The organism is Oceaniserpentilla sp. 4NH20-0058 (genome assembly GCF_040371755.1).
GTDB lineage: Bacteria > Pseudomonadota > Gammaproteobacteria > Pseudomonadales > Oceanobacteraceae > Bermanella.
The window spans coordinates 62,072-84,145 of the sequence record NZ_BAABWE010000004.1; the positions used below are offsets into that span (position 1 = coordinate 62,072).

The following is a 22,074-nucleotide window of genomic DNA, read 5'->3' on the forward strand; positions in this document are numbered from 1 at the left end:
TTTATTGGTTAAGCCGTGTCTTTCATAATCTGGAATAAACGTAGCATGACTTGGCCTGCTTTTTTCTCACGATGTAAACGCCAGTGTTTTGGAATATCCAGTTCGGTTAAGGCTTGCTCGCTTTCAATGTATATCCAGCCATTAGGGCTAATTAAGTTGTGTTGCTCAATAGTGTTTATACAGTTGGGCAATAAACCTTTACCAAATGGAGGGTCAAGAAAAATTACGTCAAACGCTTTAGCGAGTGTGGGCAGTATTTGTAATGCATCACCCATGTGTATGCTGCTGTTTTGAGCATTAAGTGTGCGAATATTATCTTGTAGCTGCTTGGTGGCTTTTTGATTTTTTTCAATCAAAGTAACTTGGCCAGCCTCTCGGGAGAGCGCCTCTAAACCCAGTGCCCCCGAGCCTGCAAATACATCCAATACATTGGCACCGGGTAAATACGGTTGTAGCCAATTAAATAATGTTTCGCGTACTCGGTCGGTGGTGGGACGCAGCCCTTCCACATCAGGAAAGGGTAATTGACGAGATCGCCATTGGCCACCAATAATTCTTAAACGATTGCCGTTGTGTTTGGCCATGAAATACCTTGTGATACTGATTAATGTGTTGGCGTGGTAAACCAGCGTACTTTTGTTTCTTCCCACTGCGCTGAATGCCATTGCTTAATAGTATCAAATTGTGTGTGTAGAAAGTTACTGGGTAGGTGGTAACGATTTAATTTTATCAGTAATTGGCTTATGGATTGGGCGGTTTGTGTATGACTTGAGGCGTTTTTAACGCATAGACGTTTAGCTTTGCGCACAATACTGGGGTCAATTTCTTCTTTTATTGCATCAACAAAAGTTGCCCATTGTTCAATAATTAAGCTATTGCTCCATTGTCCGTGGATAAAAATCACTCGATTTGAATGTAATGTCTCTATCACACAACGTGTCATGGTTTGATTGGCAAAGCTCTTAGGATTGTTCTTACTACCCGTCAGGGGGACCAGCGCCATATTGGCATGTATCTGCATTGGTACAGGTATGGGGTTTGTGAGCCGGAATGATTCAGCTTCAAATCGACGTTTTGGCAGTAATGACTCCATCATTACCTGTGCGGCTTGCTCATTAATATCCCCGCTAATGCTGGCAAACAGCCTAGAAGGATGCATAAAAGCTTGGTGATATTTTTGTAAGCTGGCGCGGTGAATTGAGTTGACACTTTGCTGGGTGCCTTGTTTCGGCCCCGCGTAAGGCTGAGATTGATAGGTGTTAAGCCAAAGGGCATCCAATGCAGAAGGAATGATCTGCTTTGCTTGGTTTAGGTGTTTCTTACTTAAAGCTGGGCGATAGAGTAATTGCCGGATGCGATCAAGGTCGGCTTTCATAGTAATTGGGTCGGTGCTTAATGTGATTTCAGCTTCAATAAAATCTGGAGAAAGGGTGAAGCGTATGGGTAATTCTTTTAGTTGTGCCTGATGGTTTAATAATCGAATTAATAGCTCACTGGTGCCAGCGGCAAACGGAGGCTGATTGTAAGCAAAGCCCGCAAGATAGTGCAGTTGGATGTATATTTTTTCATCGAGCTTAGGGCTAAACCAAACATTCGCGCCACTGTCCGTTTGCCAAATGCGAGTATCCAGCTGAGGAACTGGTGGCATCTCAATGTTGCCTTGGTCTTGTGTGGTTTGGCCAAAGATGACAATTAATATGACGCATACCAAAATGAGTAAATTCAAACTGGTACGGCTAAAAGTTGGCTGGTGATCAACGGCCATGTTTAAGAAGTCCTGTTTTGGGACGCGGTCTAACTGCTTGCCGAGTTTTTATTATCTTCAACGCTAAGTCATAGCGGCATTTAAAGGCACATAATGTTAGGATAGCCGTTTTATAGCATTAGGTGGAATTAGGCCCATGTTTGGTTGGGGAAAATCCAAAAAAAAGGCGGAAAAAGCCGCCCAAGCTGAATCGCAGCAGTTAGATCAAGAATTACAAAACGATGTACAACCTCTTGAGTCTGACGGGCCGGTAATTGAAGCTCAGGTTGAATCCGAGCAACCTGTTGCCCAAGAAGATGTTTCGGTTTCTGTCGCAGTGGTTGAACCAGAGCCTCAAGCGCAGCAAAGCACGCCAATAGAAGCGGATGAACCTGCTAAAAAGGCCGGCTTTTTTGCTCGCATCAAAGCAGGTCTATCTCGTACTCGTTCAGGTTTGGCCGATGGCCTTGGCTCGTTATTGTTAGGCAAAAAAGAAATTGATGACGATTTACTAGAAGAAATCGAAACTCAATTACTGATGGCTGACATCGGCGTGGCAGCAACGGCTGATATCATTAAAGATTTAACTGAGCGTTCATCGCGCAAAGAGTTAAAAGATAGCGGTGCCTTATATGAGGCGTTAAAAGTCAGCCTGACAGAGCTACTAGCGCCCTGTCATGCGCCTCTTGAAATCCCCAAGTCTGATGGCCCATTTGTAATATTAATGGTGGGGGTTAACGGTGTGGGTAAAACCACCACCATAGGTAAAATGGCTAAGCGTTTTCAAGCCCAAGGCAAGTCAGTCATGTTGGCCGCTGGAGATACTTTCCGCGCTGCTGCGGTGGAACAGCTACAAACCTGGGGTGAGCGCAATAAAGTACAAGTAGTGGCACAGCATACTGGGGCAGACAGTGCTTCGGTGATCTTTGATGCAGTACAAAGCGCCAAAGCTAAAGGGGTGGATGTTCTTATCGCTGATACAGCGGGTCGCCTGCAGAATAAAGCACACTTGATGCAAGAGCTTGAAAAAGTCGTACGCGTCATGAAAAAGATTGATGAAAACGCGCCCCATGAAGTGATGCTGGTACTTGATGCGGGTACTGGTCAAAATGCACTGAGCCAAGCTAAGCTGTTCCAACAAGCCGTTGGTGTTACCAGTATCAGTTTGAGTAAGCTAGATGGCACCGCTAAAGGTGGTGTTATCTTTGCCATTGCTAAAGAATTAGCCTTACCTGTACGCTTTATAGGCGTGGGGGAGCAAATCGATGACCTGCGTCCGTTTGATCGTGAACAGTTCATCAACGCGTTATTTGCGGACGAATAAATCACAATAATAACAAGGTGACTCGTGGCACACGTTCAGTTTGATCATGTGAGTAAAAGTTATCCCGGTGGGCACCAAGCTCTAACCGATTTAAGTTTTGAACTCGCCCAAGGGGAAATGGCCTTTTTAACCGGCCATTCCGGTGCGGGTAAGTCCACCTTGTTAAAGCTTATTATGCTTATGGAAAAAGCCAGCCAAGGAAATGTGCTGGTGGATGGAGCCAACCTTGCTCGTATATCCAAAAGCCAAATCCCTTATCATCGTCGCAAAGTAGGAGTGGTGTTTCAAAACCACCAACTTTTATTTGATCGCAGCGTATTTGAAAACGTCGCTTTACCGCTGCGCATCAGTGGTTACACCTCCCGAGACCTTGAGCGCCGCGTGCGTGCCGCACTTGATAAAGTGGGCTTATTAGATAAAGAAAAACAAAACCCCATCGAGTTAAGTGGTGGTGAGCAGCAGCGTGTGGGTATTGCCCGCGCAGTGGTGAATAAACCTAGCTTAATCCTTGCTGATGAACCCACAGGTAACCTTGATCCTAAGCTTTCGAGTGAGATCATGAAGCTATTTCAGCAGTTTAATGGTGTGGGTGTTAGTGTATTAATAGCCAGCCATGACTTGGCTTTGATTGATCGCTTGGGTCATCGGGTGATAGGCCTAAACAAGGGGCGTTTTGCTGGAGAGCGTGCTTCCAAAGTGGGAGCGCCTCATGTCTAAGGCAGTCAAACATAGCAATAACCAGCAAAGCCGCATTACAGTGCGAAGCCAAGGCTCGGCTTATATACAACACCATAAATTGATGGCGGCAGATAGCCTACAGCGTTTATTAGCGACACCAGCGTCCAGTCTGATGACATGGGTGGTACTGGCCATTGCATTGGCCTTACCTATGACGTTGTATGTGGCACTCGAAAACGTCAAACAGTTGAGCCGTTCGTGGGATCAAACCAGCCAAATCAGCGTGTACCTTAAAAAAGGGGTGCTGCCTCGATTTGCCGAAGACATGACAGCAGACCTGAATAGTTGGCCTGAAGTGAATAGCGCGGTATACATCAGCCCAGAACAAGCCCTAAAAGAATTCAGTGCCAGTACCGGTTTAAGTGATGTGATTTTTGGTCTAGATACCAACCCACTGCCGGGTGTGATCAGTGTGGTGCCGGTTTTGAACAATCAAGACGAAACAGCGTTAGAAGCCCTACAACAAAAGCTACAAGATCAAAAACATGTGGATTCCGTTCAGCTAGATTTGATGTGGGTGAAACGCCTGTATCAATTTATGGAACTAGGCCAGCGCTTAGTATGGGCTTTGGCGGCGTTATTGGGTTTGGCTGTACTATTAATTATTGGCAACACCATTCGCTTGGCCATCGAAGGGCGCAAAGATGAAATCCGCGTGGTTAAACTAGTAGGCGGTACTGACGCTTTTGTACGTCGCCCGTTTTTATACACAGGGATATGGTTTGGGTTAGGAGGAGGGCTAATTGCTTGGCTGCTACTGAACATAGGCTTGTTTTGGTTATCAGGCCCTGTGGAGAAACTTATTAGTCTGTACGGCAGTGAATTTACCCTGCAAGGGTTAGGCTTTAGCGATAGCTTATTACTGATTTTAGATGGTGTGGTTTTAGGCTGGCTAGGGGCTTGGCTGGCGGTTGCTCGACATTTAAACAGGATCGAGCCGTAAAGAGGCTAATTGGCGAAGATTGTCTCAATAGAGAAACAAATCGTTGCTAACCTAATAGCACAGTGTGTATAACTAAATGGAACTAAACAGGTACTTGGCGCTCAAAAATACCGATGCTACACTGCTACGCGTCAAATGTGCTGAATGTTAATGAATAGGAGAGCACCTAAACAATGAACACAAGCTTGATGGCCCAAACAATCGCTAGTCTTACTCCTGGTCGTGACCTCGATGGCTATCTAAACGCGATCGGCAGCATTGCTGTGTTAACCGCTGACGAAGAGAAAGAATTAGCGGAGCGCCTATATTACGAAGAAGATCTCGATGCCGCTCGTCACTTGGTTGTATCGCACCTGCGTTTTGTGGTGCATATTGCCAAATCGTACAGTGGTTATGGTCTTAATCAATCAGACCTTATCCAAGAAGGGAACGTAGGCTTAATGAAAGCCGTAAAACGTTTTAACCCTGAAGTGGGTGTTCGCCTAGTGAGCTTTGCGGTTCACTGGATAAAAGCGGAAATTCACGAATTTATTCTGAAAAACTGGCGTATCGTTAAAGTGGCGACCACCAAAGCCCAGCGTAAATTGTTCTTCAACCTACGCAGTGCGAAGAAGAAAATGGGCTGGTTGAATGAATCGGAAGCGCAAACCATTGCTGACGATCTTGGTGTAGCACTTAAAGAAGTAAAAGAGATGGAAGGCCGTTTGACCTCCCATGACACTGCTTTTGATAGCCCAGTAGCGGACGATGACGACGCGGCTTACCAAGCACCGGTCAACTACATTGAAGACCACAGCTTTGATCCAGCCATTGCCATTGAAAACGCAGACTACGAGCAAGACAGCACGGCTCGCTTGCAAAATGCCATGCTCGAACTAGATGATCGCAGCAAAGACATCTTAATGCGTCGCTGGTTGCACGAACAAAAAGCCACGTTGCATGAATTGGCTGCTGAATATGGTGTATCTGCTGAGCGGATTCGCCAGCTAGAGAAAAACGCCATGAACAAGGTGAAAGGCTTAATCGAAGCCGTTTAACCTCTGGTATATTCAATAAGGTCCGCTTGTCGGGCCTTTTTTTATGCCCAGTGAAATGGGCTCAATTATCTATCTTCATACATCGACTATTAATTATGATCAGCCGAATTGTAACCTCTCAAAATGTGATTGTTATTGCCGCCACTTTGGGTTTTTTAAGTGTGGCTATTGGTGCATTTGCAGCCCACAGTTTAAAACATGTATTGAATCATCAGGCTTTGTTATGGGTGGACACAGGGGTCAAATACCAGATGTTTCACGGAGGGATTATGCTGATTTTGGGTTTTGCGCTAAAACAATGGCCTAATTGGAAGCTGATTCAGTGGGCTGCGCTGAGTTTTCTTGTGGGAATCCTACTGTTTAGCGGTAGTTTATATATAATGGCCGCCACCCAAATAAAAGCCCTAGGTATGATCACCCCAATCGGTGGTCTTGCCATGTTAGTTGGCTGGCTGTGTTTATTGCTTGGCGCTTTAAAACAGCCCGAATGAGAGAGCTATGACAGACGAACAAACCCCTTCAACACAGGCTTTAGGTGTTGAGAAAGACGAACACGGCACGCCAAAAGATGTGACGTTTGCAAAGCGCATTAAAAGCTTTGTGGTGCGCGCAGGGCGCATGACGGAATTGCAACGGGAAACCTATGCCCGTCATATGGCTGAAAAAGGCTTAAACCTAGACATGGGCATGTTGGATTATCAAGCGATATTCGGTAACGATAATCCAGTGGTATTAGAAATTGGTTTTGGCATGGGCAAAAGCTTGGTAGAAATGTGTCAAGCCAATCCAAACCTTAATTACATAGGTATTGAGGTACATACTCCCGGTGTTGCCAAGTTATTAAGGGACGCTGAAGAGTTTGGTGTTGAAAATCTGCGCGTGTTCGAATGGGACGCCATTGAGGTGCTAGAGCAGTGTATTCCAGATGGTTCATTACAAACCATGCAATTGTATTTCCCGGACCCATGGCATAAAAAACGTCATAATAAGCGCCGAATTGTACAACCCCAGTTTGCCCAAGACATTCGTCAAAAATTGAAAATCGGTGGCACGTTCCACATGGCTACCGACTGGGAGCCTTATGCCGAGCACATGCTTGAAGTAATGGAAGTGGCCGAAGGGTATGAAAACACAGCAGGCAAGGGAAATTACCACCCGCGCCCTGATTTTCGGCCATTAACCAAATTTGAAAACCGTGGCGAAAAACTTGGCCACGGCGTATGGGACTTAATCTACGCTCGCACGGTTTAAGCATTTAATTATTGAATTTAAGTAGGAATCAAACATGTCATTAAAAAAAGACAAACAAAAAGTATTTGGTGGTGATTTCACAGAAGACAGCATGCGCTTTTTTCTAGAAAGTAAAAGCTATGATGGAACCGATGTGGATTACATCAATATATTAAAAGCTTACCAGCACATGACCCCAGAAATTTTTGCACAATTTGTTGAGTTTTTTAAAGAAGAAGGCCACAACGTGAATGCACAAAACCTAGAAGGTGAAAGTGCGTTGGCGGTGATTGCATCACATGCACCGGGCAAACCGTATGCAGAAGCGTTAAAAGCGGCGGGTGCGGTGTAGCTGTACGCTAGATGGGGGACGTAAGATGCGTCTCCCTCATTTATAAATTATTATAAAAATTGCTCCAACAACTCATTCAAAAACAACTGCCCTTGGGCTGTGGTTTTCAGTTTATCACCTTTCTCCAGCAAACCTTGTTTTATTAAACTTTCGACTTTGCTTTCAATTTGATCATAAGCCAAACCAGTGCGTTCGCTGAACAGCGTTTTATCCACGCCGTGAAATAAACGTAGACCATTCATTAAAAATTCTAAATCACGATCGTCTATTTCAATATTGTCTTGTTGTACTAAAAAGCGTTTAGCTAGATTTAAATAGTCTTTGGGTAAGCGGGTTTTGGCCGTGCGATAAATTTTGCTCTGGGCAAGATCAATATGGGGGATGGTGAGTTTGCCATGGGCACCTGCACCAATGCCGAGGTAATCGCCAAATTCCCAATAATTTAAGTTGTGCTTGGCTTGTTTTCCCGCTTTAGCATAGGCTGAAATCTCGTATTGATCGTAACCATTATCGGCTAATAATTTTTGTCCAGCCTCTTGTATGGCCCATAAGGTTTCATCTTGCGGCAGTACAGGTGGACGTTTAAAGAATTCGGTATTGGGTTCAATGGTCAGTTGATACCAGCTTAAATGGGTAGGGCCAAGATCAATACCTTGCTGTAAATCCGCTAGTGCGTGCTCTAAGGTTTGATCCGGCAAGCCATGCATAAAATCTAAATTGAAATTATCAAAGCCAGCGGTTTTCGCCATGGTCACCGCGTTAATGGCTTCTTGTCCTGAGTGAATGCGCCCAAGGTGTTTCAGCTGATGGTCTTGAAAACTTTGAATACCAATGGATAAACGGTTAATGCCTAATGTGCGATAGCCTTTAAACTTTTCTGCTTCAAAGGTGCCGGGGTTGGCTTCCATGGTGATTTCAATATTATCCGTAAAGCTTAAACGCAGCTTTAAACCCGCAAATAATGTTTCATATGCATCAACACTTAATAACGATGGTGTACCGCCACCGATAAAAATACTGTGGATCGGGCGATCTTTAACTTCTTCACTTTTAAGCCACGCGAGGTCTTTATCTAAGTCATCCAAAAGCGCTGCGATGTATTCATGCTCAGGCAGCGTAGCATCCGCCTTGTGGCTGTTAAAGTCACAATAAGGACATTTACGCACACACCAAGGCACATGGATATATAGCGATAACGGCGGCAGTACCATGGCTGAATGTGTGGGCGCAGAAGAGTCAGTCATTACAAACGAAAAACCGTTTTAAGTTGAGCGATGGCTTGTCCTCGATGGCTGATTTGGTTTTTCTCTTGTTTGCTAAGTTGTGCTGAAGTGCAGTTTAATTCTTCGATAAAGAACAGCGGGTCGTAACCAAAGCCACCTTGGCCATCTAGGGATTCTTGGATGGAGCCTTCCCACGATCCTTGGCAAATTAATGGATTAGGGTCTTTGGCATGACGCACATAAGCCAGTACACAATGAAAACGCGCTGTGCGGTTTTCTGCGTGTACATTTTTTAGCGCGTTTAATAATTTTAAGTTATTTTTTTCGTCGCTGGCGGAGCCTGCTTCACCATCCATAGTGCAATAGCGGGCACTGTAAATACCCGGCGCGCCATTTAACGCATCCACTGCTAGGCCACTGTCATCAGCAAGGGCGGGTAAGCCGGTGGCTAGGCTTGCATGACGTGCTTTTAATATGGCGTTTTCAATAAAGCTCAAGCCCGTTTCATCGGCATCACTGACATTGAATTCGCTTTGTGGCACTAATTCTACGTCGAAGCCATCAAGGGCGTTTTGCAGTTCAGCTAGTTTGCCTTTATTGCCACTGGCTAATACGATTTTTTGTTTTGACATGATTATTCTTTGAAAGTGTGTCATGCCTGAGTTGCTCAGGCTGATTATGTGATGGGTTATGATTTCGCTTATGCTTAATCTACCCCGTCTCCCGTGTGTTACTCCCCGCGATAAAATCGCTGAGAAAACTTCACATCAAAACTGCGTTTGCTACCCTCTGGGGTCACTTTAATGTGGAAGCGGTACATATCCTCAGAATAAAAATCGAAAGTGCTATAAAAATATAAGGCGCTGGTTTCTTGCACTCGGGTAAAAGACAGTTCTTTGCTTTGTCCAATAAGATTAGACATGGTGCCTTCTAGTTTGGCGTTCCATGCAACGGGTAACTCGCCAATCCCAGTTTTTAATACACTTAAGTTTAGAAAACCGATGTTACGACTACGGGGAATGCCGTACAGTTTTGCCACGTCTTTATCTAATTCGCTACTGGTTAGGCCGATGTAATGTACTTCGTAATCGCCGAACACCTGTTTTTGTTCAGCAAATGTAAACGCGGAAATTAACAATAAACATCCGGCAATCATTAAACGCATAATTATGCTCCTAGCGGGTAACGCGGTACATGGCTATCTCACCTAATAGATTAGGCCAGATTTTGGTCGATAGGGATTCCTGATGGTCACTGTTTACCACGGTGCGATCTAAAATGGTTAGACTTTTATCGCGGCACAGTTTCTCAAAATCGTGGAACGTACACATGTGAATGTTGGGTGTGTCGTACCAGTTATAGGGTAAGGTTTTTGACATGGGCATAGCTCCCTTACCCATAAGATAAAAACGGGTGCGCCAATAACCAAAGTTAGGAAAGGTGATAATGGCTTCTTTACCCACGCGCAGCATGTCGTCTAGTAGTAAATCAGGGCGACGCACCGCTTGTAAGGCTTGTGTCATGACAACCGTATCGACACTGCCATTTTTAAAGTGTCTAAGACCATGGTTTAAATCGTGTTCGATGACATTTAGACCTTTTTCAATGCAGCTAACAATGCTATCTGGGTTAATCTCTAAGCCATATACTTTGCAGTGTTTGTCTTGCTTTAAAAAGGCTAGTAATTCACCTTGGCCGCAACCTAAGTCTAACACTTGGCTGCTTGGTTGAATCCAATTTTGAATGATTCGTAAATCACTGCGTAAAGTTGATGGATGACTCACAGGGATAACTCCTCAGCCACGCGATTCATATAGGCGCTGAATAATTTAACGTACCTTGGAATCGGAATTAAAAATGCATCGTGGCCTTTTTCAGATTCGACTTTGGCATACACCACGTTTTTGTCTGCTTCGATTAATGCATCAACGATTTCCTCACTACGCTCTGGAGGAAAACGCCAGTCTGTGGTGAAGCTGACCACTAAAAACTTACATTGCGCATGGCCTAAGCATTTGGCTAAGTCATCTTCGTAATATTGTGCAGGGTCAAAATAATCTAATGCTTTAGTCATTAACAAATAAGTATTTGCATCAAATGTGGTGGAGAATTTGTTGCCTTGGTAATGCAGGTAGCTTTCTACCTCAAATTCTGGGGTGTAATCGTAATTGACGTTTTCGCTGGTCATATGGCGGCCGAATTTTTCGCCCATGGCATCGTCACTTAAATAAGTGAGGTGGGCCAACATACGCGCTTGCATTAAACCGGTTTTAGGTAGGGTGCTATGTTTTAGGTAGTGACCATTATGAAACTCAGGGTCTTTCATAATGACGTTACGGGCCACTTCATTAAATGCGATATTTTGCGCGCTCAATTTAGGCGCACTGGCAATCACCACACTGTAATGCAAACGCTCTGGGTACTGAATGGCCCAACGCATGGCTTGCATACCCCCAAGGCTTCCGCCAACCACAGCGGCAAATTTTTCAATGCCTAAGTAGTCAGCCAAACGGGCTTGGCTTTCAACCCAATCACGTACCCGTACCATGGGAAAGTCGCTGCCATAAGGTTCGTTGGTTTCAGGGTTAATGCTGGTCGGCCCAGTACTGCCGTGGCAGCCACCTAGATTATTTAAGCAAATAACAAAAAATTTATTGGTATCAATGGCCTTGCCCGGGCCAATACAGCTGTCCCACCAGCCAGGTTTTTTATCTTCCATACTGTGGTAACCCGCGGCATGGTGATGGCCACTTAATGCATGGCAAATTAATATGGCGTTAGACTTTTCTGCGTTGAGTTGACCATAGGTCTCATAAACAAGTTCGTAGCGTTCAAGTACTTTTCCGCTGCGTAATTCTAAAGGCTCATTAAAGCTGGCAATTTGAGGCGTGACTACGCCAACTGAATTGGCAGGGATTGCTTGCGGCATTCAATGGGTCCTGACATAAAAGAGAAATATTCGAAGGTGCGCAGTGTACGCCACTGCGCAAAAAAAATCTGGTTTTATAATCCAATAATAAAGCCGGGTGCGCCGGTTTCACGAGCCATACTGATTAGCACAATCTCAAACACGTTAATCACCAAAAATAATACGATAGGACTTAAATCTAAGCCGCCCATATCGGGTAATACTTTGCGAATTGGGGCCATAACCGGCTCCATGATTTGTCTTAACAGCAGTAAAGCCGGATTATAGCTTTGTGGTGCAAGCCAGCTGGCAATGATCATGATTAACAGCCCCCAGAAATACAGTTTTAAAAACATGCCAGAGGTGCCCAACAGTGCCCAAGTGGCAATGCTGGCCAATGGCAGGTCGTATCCTGCAATGATTAGGCTTAACGAAATAGCAAGTATCTGCACTAAAATCATTAACACAATGGCAGCCCAATCTAGGCCGCCAATGCCAGGGATGATCTTACGCAAAGGCACAACCAATGGGTTGGTGGCTTTCACCACAAACTGGCTGATGGGGTTATAAAAATCTGCCCGTGCAGCTTGCAGGACAAAGCGCAGCAGTACTGCAAACAAGAAAAAGCCAGCAAGGGCATTAACCAATAGCAAACCAATTTGTACAGAGGCAGAACCCATTCATTGCTCCTTTATCTAAACTTGAGTTGTTTAGCTTTAGTTATTTAGTGCAGCTTGCTGAATTTCAGTGATTTCGGCAATGCCTTTTTTTGCCAGTTCCAGCATAGTGCTTAATTCTTCAGGCTGGAATGGCTCGCCTTCAGCGGTGCCTTGAATCTCAATGAAACCGCCGTTGTCCGCCATAATCACATTTAAGTCGGTTTCGGCGTTACTGTCTTCAGCATAGTCTAAGTCTAATACGGCTTCGCCGTTATAAACACCCACAGACACGGCACCAATCATATGTTTTAGTGGACTGGTTTTTAATTGACCATTTTCAATCATATGATTAATGGCATCAACCAATGCAACACAAGCACCAGTGATAGAAGCAGTACGAGTACCGCCATCTGCTTGGATGACATCACAATCAATAGTAATGCTGTTTTCACCAAGAGCTTCTAAGTCAATAGCGGCACGCAGTGAACGGCCAATTAAACGGCTGATTTCAACGGTACGGCCTTGTTGTTTGCCTTTTGCTGCTTCACGCATCATGCGAGAACCCGTAGAGCGAGGCAGCATGCCGTATTCGGCGGTGACCCAACCTTGGCCTTGGCCGCGCAAGAAACCCGGTACACGGGTTTCAACACTGGCGGTACAGATGACTTTTGTGTCGCCGAATTCTACCAGTACCGAGCCTTCTGCATGCTTGGTGAAGTTACGGGTAATTTTCACATCGCGCAGTTGGTCTAAAGAGCGTCCGCTTGGTCTCATGGTATTCTCATAATCTAAAAAATGTCCGTGCATTATACTGGCCTTAGCGTTAAGTCCAAGGCGCATTTAGTGTTCTTTTTCACTAATCAAAGGTATGTCAGGCAAAGTCATGAGTGATCTAAAATGACGGATTCGCTCAAAAGCATTTTGGCAGGTAAAATTAGCCCTAGTTATTGATTTAGGAACACACCATGCACAGCATGACTGCTTTTGCTCGTATTGATTTTGCAGCTACATCGGGTACTTATACTTGGGAAATTCGTTCAGTAAATTCCCGTTATTTGGAATTACATTTTCGTTTACCTGATGCACTTAAATCTCTAGAGGGCCTTGTGCGCGAACGCTTTAGAAAACAATTGAGTCGTGGAAAAGTCGAATGCAGCTTGAAGTTTGTACCCGCGATAAAAGATCAAACCATGGCAGTAAACGAGTCCTTAGTTGCACAGTTAAACGCAGCGGCTGACCATGTGCACAGCATCATAGGCCCTGGAAATGCGCTTGATGCCTTGGAGATATTAAAATGGCCGGGGGTATTGATTCAACCCAGCTTTGATCAAAACATCATAGAGCAAGATGCCTTGAGCAGCTTTGAGCAAGCCTTGTTGAGTTTGATTGCCATGCGCCAGCGTGAAGGTACGGAGTTAAGAGCCTTTATTGAACAGCGATTAACCGGTATCAGCGAACAACTCGACAATGTAAAACACATACTGCCAGAGATTCTTGCTAGTCAGCGGCAAAACTTAAAAGACAAACTTGCTGAGTTGCAATTGCAGGTGGATCCTGATCGCATTGAGCAAGAGATGATATTAGTACTAAATAAAGCCGATGTAGATGAAGAACTAGACAGGCTAGGTGCGCACCTGAAAGAAGTAAGCCGAATCCTCAAGCAAAACGGCGCTGTAGGTCGACGTTTAGATTTTATGATGCAAGAGCTTAATCGTGAAGCGAACACCCTAAGTAGTAAATCTATTAGCCATCTGACTACGCAGATCACCGTAGAGCTAAAAGTATTGATTGAGCAAATGCGCGAGCAAGTGCAAAACATCGAATAAACGGCGGTTTTTTGTTGTGGTCATGTATTTGAGAGGGTGCTCAAAGTATTTCATATCCTTGAGGCTTAAATCAGGTGAGTGGTTAACCGCTTAAATGGTTTTTGCCCTAAGCAAAGCTTGCTATTATTAATAGATTAACCCCACTTTCAAGCTGTAGAGAATCAACATGACCGTCGGAAACTTATACATTGTCAGTGCCGCATCAGGCACAGGTAAAACCAGCTTGTTAAATGTCATGCTTCAACAAACTGAAAATGTGGCGGTATCAGTTAGCCATACAACTCGCCCCAAACGAGAAGGGGAGGAAGAAGGCAAGCATTATCACTTTGTGAACCCTGATCAATTTGAAGCGCTTATCGAAAAGGCCGACTTTCTAGAACACGCCAAGGTATTCGGTAATTACTACGGTACTAGCCAGAGTGCGGTACAAAAGCAACTTGAAACAGGTGTGGACGTGATCCTTGAAATTGATTGGCAAGGTGCGCAACAAGTGCGCAAGTTAATGCCTCAAGCCATTAGTATCTTTATTCTGCCGCCATCACGTCAGGCTTTGTTAGACCGTTTGACCGGCCGCGGCCAAGACAGTGAAGAAGTAATCATGGGCCGTATGAACGAGGCCATTAGCGAAATGAGCCATTATCATGAATACGACTACATTGTGGTTAATGATAACTTTGAAGTGGCCCTTGGGGAGCTTAAATCCATCTTTCAAACTGAGCGGTTACGCATGGATTGCCAAAGCTCTCGCTATCAAAACATGATTACTGATTTACTCAGCTAGCGTATTTTTGTGTAGATGAACGCAAATAGCTGGGTTATAGACAAATGAAAATGGCCCAATAGGCTTAAACAATTGGCGTAAACCAGTGGCATTTTGTAAACTAACCCACTGAACTTTGTAATTGGCAGTTCGCTGCCCCATAGATAGAGATTAAATCATGGCTCGCGTAACCGTAGAAGATTGCCTAAATAGCGTAGATAACCGTTTTGAATTAGTGATGCTGGCCAGTAAGCGTGCCCGTCAATTAGTGATTCAAGGTGCTGAACCATTGGTTGCCCCTGAAAACGACAAGCCAACCGTTATTGCGTTGCGTGAAATTGCTGAAGGCAAAATCACACAAGCATCTATGGCAGCCGCAGAAGCCGCTGCACTAGCCGCTGAGCAAGAGTAAGAATGACAGCATCCTTACTTTGCCAGCCAGTATTAGGAGGTAAAGGGTGCCTACAGTAGATGCATTGGCCGAGCGCCTAAGCAGCTATCTTGAGCCCGAGCAAATCAATCAGGTTTGCCGCGCTTACTATTATGCCGAACAAGCCCATGAGGGCCAGTATCGTCGTAGTGGTGATCCATATATTGTCCATCCACTGGCAGTGGCCAATATCCTTTCTGAAATGCACATGGACCCACAAAGCCTGATGGCTGCCATGCTGCACGACGTGATTGAAGATACCGCCGTACCTAAAGAAGCCCTTGAGCAACAGTTCGGCGAAACCGTTTCGGAGTTGGTTGATGGTGTGAGTAAACTGACTCACATTAAGTTTGAAAGCCAAGAAGAAAAACAAGCGGGTAACTTTCAAAAAATGGCCATGGCCATGGCCCGTGATATTCGAGTTATTCTGGTTAAACTTGCCGACCGTCTGCACAATATGCGCACTCTGGATTCCATGCCCCCAGAGAAAAAACGCCGTATCGCCCGCGAAACCCTCGAAATCTATGCCCCTATCGCCAATCGTCTGGGCATCAGTAACATTCGTATTGAGTTAGAAGACTTATGCTTTAACGCTAAACACCCTATGCGCAGCAACATGATTCGCAAAGCGGTAAAAGCAGCTCGTGGGAATCGCAGCGAGTTAGTGGATAAAATCAGTCAGTCCATTAAAAAGCGTTTAAAAGAAGAAGGCCTAAAAGCCCGCGTGATAGGACGTGAAAAACACCTATACAGTATTTATCGCAAAATGAAGGAACAAAAAAAATCCTTCAAACAAATTATGGATGTTTACGGTTTCCGCATCATTGTGGATAACGTTGACAGCTGCTATCGGGCACTGGGTTTTATCCATAACCAATACAAACCCGTACCGGGCCGATTTAAAGATTACATCGCCATTCCCAAAGCCAACGGATATCAATCTCTGCATACAGCGGTTGTTGGGTTAGGCGGGGTGCACATTGAAATTCAAATTCGCACCGAAGAAATGGAAGCCATGGCCCATAACGGCATCGCAGCCCATTGGCTTTACAAAGATGACGAAGGGGATAATCAACTAAAAGGCAGTCAGCGCGCACGTCAGTGGGTACAAGGTTTATTAGAGCTGCAACAACGTGCAGGTAACCCACAAGAATTTATTGAAAGCGTGAAAGTGGATTTATTCCCAGATGATATTTATATCTTCACGCCAAAAGGCCGCATTGTCGAAATGCCCAAAGACAGTACTGTGGTAGATTTTGCTTACAGCGTGCATACCGATGTGGGCAACTCTTGTGTGGGGTGTCGTATTGATCATCAACTTGCGCCTCTAAGTACCAAACTTTCCAGTGGTCAAAGTGTTGAAATCATTACCGCACCGGGGGCATCCCCTAACCCATCGTGGTTAAACTTCGTGGTGACGTCAAAAGCGCGCAGTAATATAAGGCACTATTTGAAAAACCAAAAACAAGATGAGTCGGTGAGTCTTGGTCGTCGCTTACTATCAAGTGCGTTAAGCATGTTCCATCTGAATTTAGATGAGATTGATGCCATTCATTTAGAGCATTTAACAAAAGAGTTTAACGTTAAGCAGCTCGATAGCCTATTTGAAGATATTGGTTTAGGTGCCAGAGCACCACAAGCCATTGCCCGTCGCTTGGCGGTATTTGTATTAGGCAAAGAAGACGGCGTAAGCTCCATCAATAGCCAAGGTGTATTTAGTATCAATGGCAAAGAAGGGGGAGTGGTCAGTTACGCAAAATGCTGTAGCCCAATTCCAGGTGATCAAATCGTTGGTTTCTCCACCTCTGGTCGTGGGCTGGTGGTACATACCAATACTTGTAAAAACATGCTGGAGTTGATTGATCAAACTGACAAGTGCATACCGCTTAACTGGGATGACGGAATTAAAGAAGACTTCTCCGTTACCTTGCGTGCTTGGGTAGAAAACACTCGCGGTTTGGTTGCGCAATTGGCGTCTGCTGTGTCATGGGCGGATGGTAATCTGGAACAAATTACGGTTGACGATAAAGACGCAAAACTCAGTGTGGTGACGTTGCGTATAGGTGTTCACGACAGGGTTCATTTAGCGCAGGTTATCCGTAAATTGCGTAAGAATACTGGGGTGAGTAAGATTACTCGTCTTAAAAATTCCGCTTAATTAATAAGAGCTATTGCGCTCACTTATACGTCGTTAAAAATTATTTTTTATTCGTTACATAGTTTATCTATGCGCCTTATAAAAAATAATTTTTGCCTTGTCTAAGTTTTGCTCATAACGCTCTCGTAACTTCTTTAGTACACCTTATAATTTTAAAAAACAGAGAAAATCATGAAAGAAATCATCAACACAGATAAAGCCCCGCAAGCTATTGGTACTTATTCGCAAGCTGTAAAAGTGGGCAAAACCGTTTATCTTTCTGGGCAAATCCCATTAGTACCTGAAACCATGGAAATGGTTGGCGGCACCTTTGAAGACAACGTACGTCGTGTATTTGATAACTTAACAGCAGTATGTGAAGCCGCTGGCGGTTCGCTACAAGACATCGCTAAGTTAAACATCTTCCTAACTGATTTAGGTAACTTCGCTAAAGTAAATGCCATCATGGCTGAATATTTTGAGCAGCCTTATCCCGCTCGCGCGGCGGTGCAAATTTCAGCATTACCCAAAGCTGCGGAAGTGGAAATGGATGGCGTGTTAGAGCTGCCGTAGGACGGAAGATGTGAGACGTAAGACGCACTAAAGTTATCGTAACTCTTCTTAAAAAGCCCCTATGATTTAGCAATTATAGGGGCTTTTTAGTGGGGTAATCATTAGTAAATAGGTCTACTCTCTACGCGTTAGTTTGTTGTTAATGATTCACACGCTGATATGAGATCATGCCCTGCAATTTAATTTTTGGCTGGTCTGATGAACTAACTACAACTCGATAGTTTGTGCCGTCTTTAGCAGTAATTAAATATGATACAGTTGTTAGGTAACCACTATTTTTTGTATCTACTTTTTTTGTGGTGTAACCACCTTCGCCATTAGGTAAAAAATCATTCACAAGTGATAATAGATGTTCTTTATCATTAAACCGAGACATTACGGTACAAACACCCTTGTCCGAACTAACTATATAACTGCCATCATATTTATGCTGAAGCCAAGCTGAAGCTGTCGAAGAACCGACAAAATGTTGGGTCGCTCTTGCGTTCATAAATTGCATGTTGAAAGGCTTTACTGCTGTTGGGATATTTTGAGCATTACCTTTTGATGGAACGCAAACGGAAAAGAAAAGTTTACTTGCATGTTCTGCTTGCTTGTTAGAATTCGTATTTTCTGCTGAATAGCTTGAAGTAGAAAATAATACAAGAAGTAGGAATATGTTAATTGATTTCATTGTCTTCCTTGAATGGATTATTAATCATATTGTTTATCAGGTTAACAAGATTTTTATAAATCACTAATAAAAAACCGCTTTCTCTTTCAAGACAAAGCGGTTTTCTATTCTAGCATCTAGCATCTAGCATCTAGCATCTAGCATCTAGCGCTTCGCAATCTTCTCCGCCGCACGCTTCGCCGCTGCACGTACTTGATTCGGTGCTGTCCCCCCTAAATGATCACGGGCAGAAACAGAACCTTCAAGAGTCAGTACTTCAAATACGTCGTCGGTAATCATGTCGCCAAACTGTTGTAATTCTTCAAGTGACATCTCACCTAAATCTTTTCCAGTTTTTACGCCATAACCCACAGCGCTGCCTACAATCTCGTGGGAATCACGGAAGGCAACCCCTTTACGCACTAGGTAGTCGGCTAAATCGGTGGCCGTTGAGAAACCACGTAGTGCCGCTTCGCGCATGACTTCTTTTTTAGAAACTACAAACGGCATCATGTCAGCAAAAGCACGTAAGCTGCCGCCCACGTTGTCGATGGTATCGAATAATGGTTCTTTGTCTTCTTGATTGTCTTTGTTATAAGCCAAAGGCTGGGACTTCATTAAGGTTAATAAACCAATCAAATGGCCAAAAATACGGCCTGCTTTACCACGTACTAATTCAGGTACGTCAGGGTTTTTCTTCTGCGGCATGATGGACGAGCCAGTACAAAAACGGTCTGGTAAATCAATGAAGTTAAACTGGGCGCTGGCCCAAAGTACTAATTCTTCACTAAAGCGGCTTAGGTGCATCATGATGGTGGCACAAGCGGCAGTGAATTCGATGGCGAAATCTCGGTCGGAAACACTATCCAAACTGTTTTCGGTTGGTGCATCAAAACCTAATAGTTCGGCTGTCATAGCGCGGTCGATTGGGTAAGTGGTACCTGCAAGTGCGGCGGCACCTAATGGCATGACGTTAGTGCGTTTACGACAGTCTTGCAGGCGCGCAAAGTCGCGTTCTAGCATTTCGTTCCAAGCCAGTAGGTGATGGCCAAAGGTAACAGGTTGCGCGGTCTGTAAGTGAGTGAAACCCGGCATGATGGTATCGGCTTCTTTAGTGGCCAATTCAATTAGGCCAGTTTGTAAGCGCGTGATTTCAGCGCTCATGTGGTCAATTTCATCACGTAGGTAAAGACGAATATCAGTGGCCACTTGGTCATTACGTGAGCGACCGGTGTGTAGTTTTTTACCTGTAATGCCAATTTTGGCGGTTAATGCAGCTTCGATGTTCATGTGAACATCTTCAAGAGCGATGCTCCATTCAAAGTTACCTGCTTCGATGTCGGCTTTGATTTCACCTAAACCTTTGATGATGTCGTCACGCTCGGCATCGGTTAATACGCCTACTTTAGCCAACATGGTGGCATGAGCAATGGAGCCTTGGATGTCTTGGGCGTACATGCGTTGATCAAATTCAACAGACGCGGTGAAACGTTGAACAAAGGCGTCGGTGGCTTCAGAAAAACGGCCACCCCATGCGGAGTTGGTTGGTTGGCTCATAGTGCTCTCACTTTATTTCAGCTTAGGCTGATCACTAATCGGATAAAAATTGCGCGTATTATACAGGATATGCGTAATTTCTTCACTGCGCACAGAGACAAATCACCACTTATCTATAAATGTGGCCACTTGACGAATTTGCCTTGAGCCTAGGGCCAGAATGGGTAAGACTTTGACCATTATAAAAGGATTCATTCATGGCGTTTAACCCCACAATGCAAGCGATTGATGCGAAGGAGCTGATACCTGATCTGTGTCAGGTACGCTCACTGCTTTGGTTGGTGCTATTTAGTGAAGCATTAGTGATTGTACTGATTTTGCTGACCAGCGGGGTGCAGTACTTCAGTTGGGATAGCTTTGGTTTATTGTCGTTTTATGTGCAGTGGGTGGGGTTGTTATCCGCTGCTAGCTTATGTCGCTTACGTTTGTTATTACCACCGTTGACCTTAAATCAGCTCACATTTTTGAGTTTTGTACTGATACAGCTCGTAAATTTTTTGATGAGCACATTAACTCTATATGTGTTGAATTATGTCATGTTAGAGGACTATGGTTGGGATTGGATTATTCGTAATCAGCTAGTCAGTGCCATTTTAGGTGCGTTACTGCTACATTACTTTTATGTGCAAATGCAAAACCGATTGCATGCCCGTAGCGAGTTGCAATCTAGAGTTCAGGCTCTGCAAAGCCGAATTCGCCCACATTTTTTATTTAATAGTATGAATATTATTGCTAGCTTAATTCATGCGAACCCAGACAAGGCTGAACAAGCGGTTGAGGATTTAAGTGAATTATTTCGAGCTAGTTTAAAAATGGCCGGCACTGAAACCTCACTACACCAAGAAATTGAGCTGTGTAAAAAGTACATCAATATAGAGCAATTACGTTTAGGTCAGCGACTTTCAGTGGATTGGCAAGTGCATACAAGCCTACAGGCCAGTATTCCATTATTAACACTGCAACCGGTTATTGAAAACGCTATTTATCATGGTATAGCCCCTAGCGAGCATGGGGGAGAAGTGAGTATTGAAATTAAGGCGCTACAAAATAGATTACATATTTATGTGAGTAATCCAGTTTGTTTGAATACACACCAGCTCAATGAAAAGGGTAATCAAATGGCCTTAGATAATATCACCCACCGCTTACAGGCTTTATATGGTCATGACGCGAGGGTGGATACGGAACAAACGGAAGAACGCTTTACAATTCACCTTAGTTATCAACAAACAGTGCCAAGTGAATCATGAAAATTTTGATCGTCGATGATGAAGACCTTGCTCGCAGTCGCCTAGCGCGGTTTATCGAAAAAGCACAATTAGGTGAGGTGATTGCCTCGGTGAGTAATGGAGTACAAGCCATTGAAGCCGTTGAAAAATACTTGCCCGATGTGGTGCTTTTAGATATTCAAATGCCGGTTATGGATGGTTTAGAAGCGGCTCGGCATATTTCACAAATTGAAACACCTCCAGCCATTATATTTTGTACAGCCTATGACGAATATGCGCTTGAAGCATTTAATGTTCAGGCAGGTGGTTACTTGCTAAAGCCAGTCAGGCAAGACGATTTAGTAACAGTGTTTTCTAAGCTTAAAAAAATAAACAAAGTACAAGCGGTTGCCTTAAATACCAGTGAACGTCGTACACATATTAGTGCTAAAACCCATCAAGGATTACAGTTAATTCCTATAGAGCACATTTTATTATTTAAAGCCGAACAGAAGTATATATCGGTGATTCACAAAGATGGTGAATTACTAATAGACGAGCCATTGAAGGACTTAGAAGAAGAGTTTGCGGACGACTTTATACGAGTGCATCGTAATTCACTTGTGCGCAAGACAGCAATCAGTGGATTTGAAAAAAACGATGACGCTAGTTTTTCCCTACGTTTAACTGGATATGATGAACTGGTGCCGATTTCGCGGCGACATGTGGCGCCGGTGCGTAAGTTAGTCAAAGCTTTGTAGATAGGGGGCGCT

25 protein-coding genes are annotated in these 22,074 nt (G+C 44.2%); 14 read left to right on the top strand and 11 right to left on the bottom strand.

Features of this window, described 5'->3' with window-relative positions:
- Positions 1-8: 8 nt before the first annotated feature.
- Positions 9-584, bottom strand: coding sequence for a 16S rRNA (guanine(966)-N(2))-methyltransferase RsmD (rsmD, locus tag ABWV45_RS06910; protein ID WP_353350028.1), 576 nt, complete (start codon positions 582-584; stop codon positions 9-11).
- Positions 585-604: 20 nt separating this feature from the next.
- Positions 605-1,765, bottom strand: coding sequence for a peptidase M16 family protein (locus ABWV45_RS06915; RefSeq protein WP_353350030.1), 1,161 nt, complete (start codon positions 1,763-1,765; stop codon positions 605-607).
- Positions 1,766-1,901: 136 nt separating this feature from the next.
- Between ABWV45_RS06915 and ftsY the strand changes: the two genes are divergently transcribed.
- The 7 genes from ftsY to ABWV45_RS06950 all read left to right on the top strand — a co-directional run bounded on the left by ftsY (position 1,902) and on the right by ABWV45_RS06950 (position 7,368).
- Complete coding sequence (ftsY, locus tag ABWV45_RS06920; RefSeq protein ID WP_353350032.1) at positions 1,902-3,068, top strand: signal recognition particle-docking protein FtsY; 1,167 nt, start codon at positions 1,902-1,904, stop codon at positions 3,066-3,068.
- Positions 3,069-3,092: 24 nt separating this feature from the next.
- The gene (ftsE, locus tag ABWV45_RS06925; protein ID WP_353350034.1) at positions 3,093-3,785 is read left to right on the top strand and encodes a cell division ATP-binding protein FtsE; all 693 of its coding nucleotides are present in this window, start codon (positions 3,093-3,095) and stop codon (positions 3,783-3,785) included.
- A complete protein-coding gene (ftsX, locus tag ABWV45_RS06930) occupies positions 3,778-4,749 on the top strand; it encodes a permease-like cell division protein FtsX (RefSeq protein WP_353350036.1) in 972 nt (323 codons plus the stop codon). Before ftsE ends, ftsX begins: the two co-directional genes overlap by 8 nt.
- A 173-nt stretch (positions 4,750-4,922) precedes the next feature.
- The gene (rpoH, locus tag ABWV45_RS06935) at positions 4,923-5,786 is read left to right on the top strand and encodes an RNA polymerase sigma factor RpoH (RefSeq protein WP_353350038.1); all 864 of its coding nucleotides are present in this window, start codon (positions 4,923-4,925) and stop codon (positions 5,784-5,786) included.
- 95 nt (positions 5,787-5,881) lie between these two features.
- A complete protein-coding gene (locus tag ABWV45_RS06940) occupies positions 5,882-6,277 on the top strand; it encodes a DUF423 domain-containing protein (RefSeq protein ID WP_353350040.1) in 396 nt (131 codons plus the stop codon).
- A 7-nt stretch (positions 6,278-6,284) separates the two neighbouring features.
- Entirely contained in the window at positions 6,285-7,037 is a 753-nt protein-coding gene (gene trmB, locus ABWV45_RS06945; RefSeq protein ID WP_353350042.1) for a tRNA (guanosine(46)-N7)-methyltransferase TrmB, read from the top strand.
- A 34-nt stretch (positions 7,038-7,071) separates the two neighbouring features.
- Positions 7,072-7,368, top strand: a complete 297-nt coding sequence (locus tag ABWV45_RS06950; protein WP_353350044.1) for a PA4642 family protein — start codon at positions 7,072-7,074, stop codon at positions 7,366-7,368.
- 50 nt (positions 7,369-7,418) lie between these two features.
- On the opposite strand, the gene hemW is transcribed toward ABWV45_RS06950, so the two are convergent.
- From hemW to rph, 7 genes are all read right to left on the bottom strand, one after another.
- Entirely contained in the window at positions 7,419-8,612 is a 1,194-nt protein-coding gene (hemW, locus tag ABWV45_RS06955) for a radical SAM family heme chaperone HemW (protein ID WP_353350046.1), read from the bottom strand.
- Positions 8,612-9,223, bottom strand: coding sequence for an RdgB/HAM1 family non-canonical purine NTP pyrophosphatase (gene rdgB, locus ABWV45_RS06960; RefSeq protein ID WP_353350048.1), 612 nt, complete (start codon positions 9,221-9,223; stop codon positions 8,612-8,614). The genes hemW and rdgB overlap by 1 nt, the downstream gene beginning before the upstream one ends.
- A gap of 98 nt (positions 9,224-9,321) precedes the next feature.
- A complete protein-coding gene (locus ABWV45_RS06965) occupies positions 9,322-9,756 on the bottom strand; it encodes a DUF4426 domain-containing protein (protein WP_353350050.1) in 435 nt (144 codons plus the stop codon).
- Positions 9,757-9,766: 10 nt separating this feature from the next.
- Positions 9,767-10,375 carry a methionine biosynthesis protein MetW gene (gene metW, locus ABWV45_RS06970; RefSeq protein ID WP_353350052.1) on the bottom strand — a complete coding sequence of 203 codons (609 nt, stop codon included), beginning with the start codon at positions 10,373-10,375 and terminating at the stop codon, positions 9,767-9,769.
- Positions 10,372-11,520 (bottom strand): homoserine O-succinyltransferase MetX, encoded by a 1,149-nt coding sequence (gene metX / locus ABWV45_RS06975; protein WP_353350054.1) that lies wholly within the window; start codon positions 11,518-11,520, stop codon positions 10,372-10,374. The genes metW and metX overlap by 4 nt, the downstream gene beginning before the upstream one ends.
- A gap of 74 nt (positions 11,521-11,594) precedes the next feature.
- Positions 11,595-12,179, bottom strand: a complete 585-nt coding sequence (locus ABWV45_RS06980) for a YggT family protein (protein WP_353350056.1) — start codon at positions 12,177-12,179, stop codon at positions 11,595-11,597.
- A 36-nt stretch (positions 12,180-12,215) separates the two neighbouring features.
- Positions 12,216-12,932, bottom strand: a complete 717-nt coding sequence (gene rph, locus ABWV45_RS06985) for a ribonuclease PH (RefSeq protein WP_353350438.1) — start codon at positions 12,930-12,932, stop codon at positions 12,216-12,218.
- Between the two features lie 191 nt (positions 12,933-13,123).
- Here rph and ABWV45_RS06990 point away from each other — a divergent pair, with 191 nt between their 5' ends.
- The 5 genes from ABWV45_RS06990 to ridA all read left to right on the top strand — a co-directional run bounded on the left by ABWV45_RS06990 (position 13,124) and on the right by ridA (position 17,884).
- Positions 13,124-13,984 (top strand): YicC/YloC family endoribonuclease, encoded by an 861-nt coding sequence (locus tag ABWV45_RS06990; protein ID WP_353350058.1) that lies wholly within the window; start codon positions 13,124-13,126, stop codon positions 13,982-13,984.
- Positions 13,985-14,150: 166 nt separating this feature from the next.
- Positions 14,151-14,765 (top strand): guanylate kinase, encoded by a 615-nt coding sequence (gene gmk / locus ABWV45_RS06995; RefSeq protein ID WP_502914668.1) that lies wholly within the window; start codon positions 14,151-14,153, stop codon positions 14,763-14,765.
- Between the two features lie 157 nt (positions 14,766-14,922).
- On the top strand, positions 14,923-15,156 hold the full coding sequence (rpoZ, locus tag ABWV45_RS07000) for a DNA-directed RNA polymerase subunit omega (RefSeq protein WP_353350060.1): 234 nt from the start codon (positions 14,923-14,925) through the stop codon (positions 15,154-15,156).
- A 46-nt stretch (positions 15,157-15,202) separates the two neighbouring features.
- Positions 15,203-17,332 (top strand): RelA/SpoT family protein, encoded by a 2,130-nt coding sequence (locus tag ABWV45_RS07005; RefSeq protein ID WP_353350062.1) that lies wholly within the window; start codon positions 15,203-15,205, stop codon positions 17,330-17,332.
- A gap of 171 nt (positions 17,333-17,503) precedes the next feature.
- Entirely contained in the window at positions 17,504-17,884 is a 381-nt protein-coding gene (ridA, locus tag ABWV45_RS07010; RefSeq protein WP_353350064.1) for a deaminase RidA, read from the top strand.
- Positions 17,885-18,023: 139 nt separating this feature from the next.
- On the opposite strand, the gene ABWV45_RS07015 is transcribed toward ridA, so the two are convergent.
- Positions 18,024-18,557: an NMCC_0638 family (lipo)protein gene (locus ABWV45_RS07015; protein ID WP_353350066.1), complete on the bottom strand. Its 534-nt coding sequence runs from the start codon at positions 18,555-18,557 to the stop codon at positions 18,024-18,026.
- 144 nt (positions 18,558-18,701) lie between these two features.
- A complete protein-coding gene (argH, locus tag ABWV45_RS07020) occupies positions 18,702-20,093 on the bottom strand; it encodes an argininosuccinate lyase (protein ID WP_353350068.1) in 1,392 nt (463 codons plus the stop codon).
- A gap of 197 nt (positions 20,094-20,290) precedes the next feature.
- On the opposite strand from argH, the gene ABWV45_RS07025 reads away from it, so the two are divergent.
- Both ABWV45_RS07025 and ABWV45_RS07030 read left to right on the top strand, forming a co-directional pair.
- A complete protein-coding gene (locus ABWV45_RS07025; RefSeq protein ID WP_353350070.1) occupies positions 20,291-21,343 on the top strand; it encodes a sensor histidine kinase in 1,053 nt (350 codons plus the stop codon).
- Positions 21,340-22,062: a LytR/AlgR family response regulator transcription factor gene (locus tag ABWV45_RS07030; protein WP_353350072.1), complete on the top strand. Its 723-nt coding sequence runs from the start codon at positions 21,340-21,342 to the stop codon at positions 22,060-22,062. The genes ABWV45_RS07025 and ABWV45_RS07030 overlap by 4 nt, the downstream gene beginning before the upstream one ends.
- Positions 22,063-22,074 lie beyond the last annotated feature (12 nt).

Bases quoted from the DNA above. Each gene is read 5' to 3' on its own strand.
- rsmD (WP_353350028.1), bottom strand. From the start codon at position 584: ATGGCCAAACACAACGGCAATCGTTTAAGAATTATTGGTGGCCAATGG.
- ABWV45_RS06915 (WP_353350030.1), bottom strand. From the start codon at position 1,765: ATGGCCGTTGATCACCAGCCAACTTTTAGCCGTACCAGTTTGAATTTA.
- ftsY (WP_353350032.1), top strand. From the start codon at position 1,902: ATGTTTGGTTGGGGAAAATCCAAAAAAAAGGCGGAAAAAGCCGCCCAA.
- ftsX (WP_353350036.1), top strand. From the start codon at position 3,778: ATGTCTAAGGCAGTCAAACATAGCAATAACCAGCAAAGCCGCATTACA.
- rpoH (WP_353350038.1), top strand. From the start codon at position 4,923: ATGAACACAAGCTTGATGGCCCAAACAATCGCTAGTCTTACTCCTGGT.
- ABWV45_RS06940 (WP_353350040.1), top strand. From the start codon at position 5,882: ATGATCAGCCGAATTGTAACCTCTCAAAATGTGATTGTTATTGCCGCC.
- trmB (WP_353350042.1), top strand. From the start codon at position 6,285: ATGACAGACGAACAAACCCCTTCAACACAGGCTTTAGGTGTTGAGAAA.
- ABWV45_RS06950 (WP_353350044.1), top strand. From the start codon at position 7,072: ATGTCATTAAAAAAAGACAAACAAAAAGTATTTGGTGGTGATTTCACA.
- hemW (WP_353350046.1), bottom strand. From the start codon at position 8,612: ATGACTGACTCTTCTGCGCCCACACATTCAGCCATGGTACTGCCGCCG.
- rdgB (WP_353350048.1), bottom strand. From the start codon at position 9,223: ATGTCAAAACAAAAAATCGTATTAGCCAGTGGCAATAAAGGCAAACTA.
- ABWV45_RS06965 (WP_353350050.1), bottom strand. From the start codon at position 9,756: ATGCGTTTAATGATTGCCGGATGTTTATTGTTAATTTCCGCGTTTACA.
- metX (WP_353350054.1), bottom strand. From the start codon at position 11,520: ATGCCGCAAGCAATCCCTGCCAATTCAGTTGGCGTAGTCACGCCTCAA.
- ABWV45_RS06980 (WP_353350056.1), bottom strand. From the start codon at position 12,179: ATGGGTTCTGCCTCTGTACAAATTGGTTTGCTATTGGTTAATGCCCTT.
- rph (WP_353350438.1), bottom strand. From the start codon at position 12,932: ATGAGACCAAGCGGACGCTCTTTAGACCAACTGCGCGATGTGAAAATT.
- ABWV45_RS06990 (WP_353350058.1), top strand. From the start codon at position 13,124: ATGCACAGCATGACTGCTTTTGCTCGTATTGATTTTGCAGCTACATCG.
- gmk (WP_502914668.1), top strand. From the start codon at position 14,151: ATGACCGTCGGAAACTTATACATTGTCAGTGCCGCATCAGGCACAGGT.
- rpoZ (WP_353350060.1), top strand. From the start codon at position 14,923: ATGGCTCGCGTAACCGTAGAAGATTGCCTAAATAGCGTAGATAACCGT.
- ridA (WP_353350064.1), top strand. From the start codon at position 17,504: ATGAAAGAAATCATCAACACAGATAAAGCCCCGCAAGCTATTGGTACT.
- ABWV45_RS07015 (WP_353350066.1), bottom strand. From the start codon at position 18,557: ATGAAATCAATTAACATATTCCTACTTCTTGTATTATTTTCTACTTCA.
- argH (WP_353350068.1), bottom strand. From the start codon at position 20,093: ATGAGCCAACCAACCAACTCCGCATGGGGTGGCCGTTTTTCTGAAGCC.
- ABWV45_RS07025 (WP_353350070.1), top strand. From the start codon at position 20,291: ATGGCGTTTAACCCCACAATGCAAGCGATTGATGCGAAGGAGCTGATA.
- ABWV45_RS07030 (WP_353350072.1), top strand. From the start codon at position 21,340: ATGAAAATTTTGATCGTCGATGATGAAGACCTTGCTCGCAGTCGCCTA.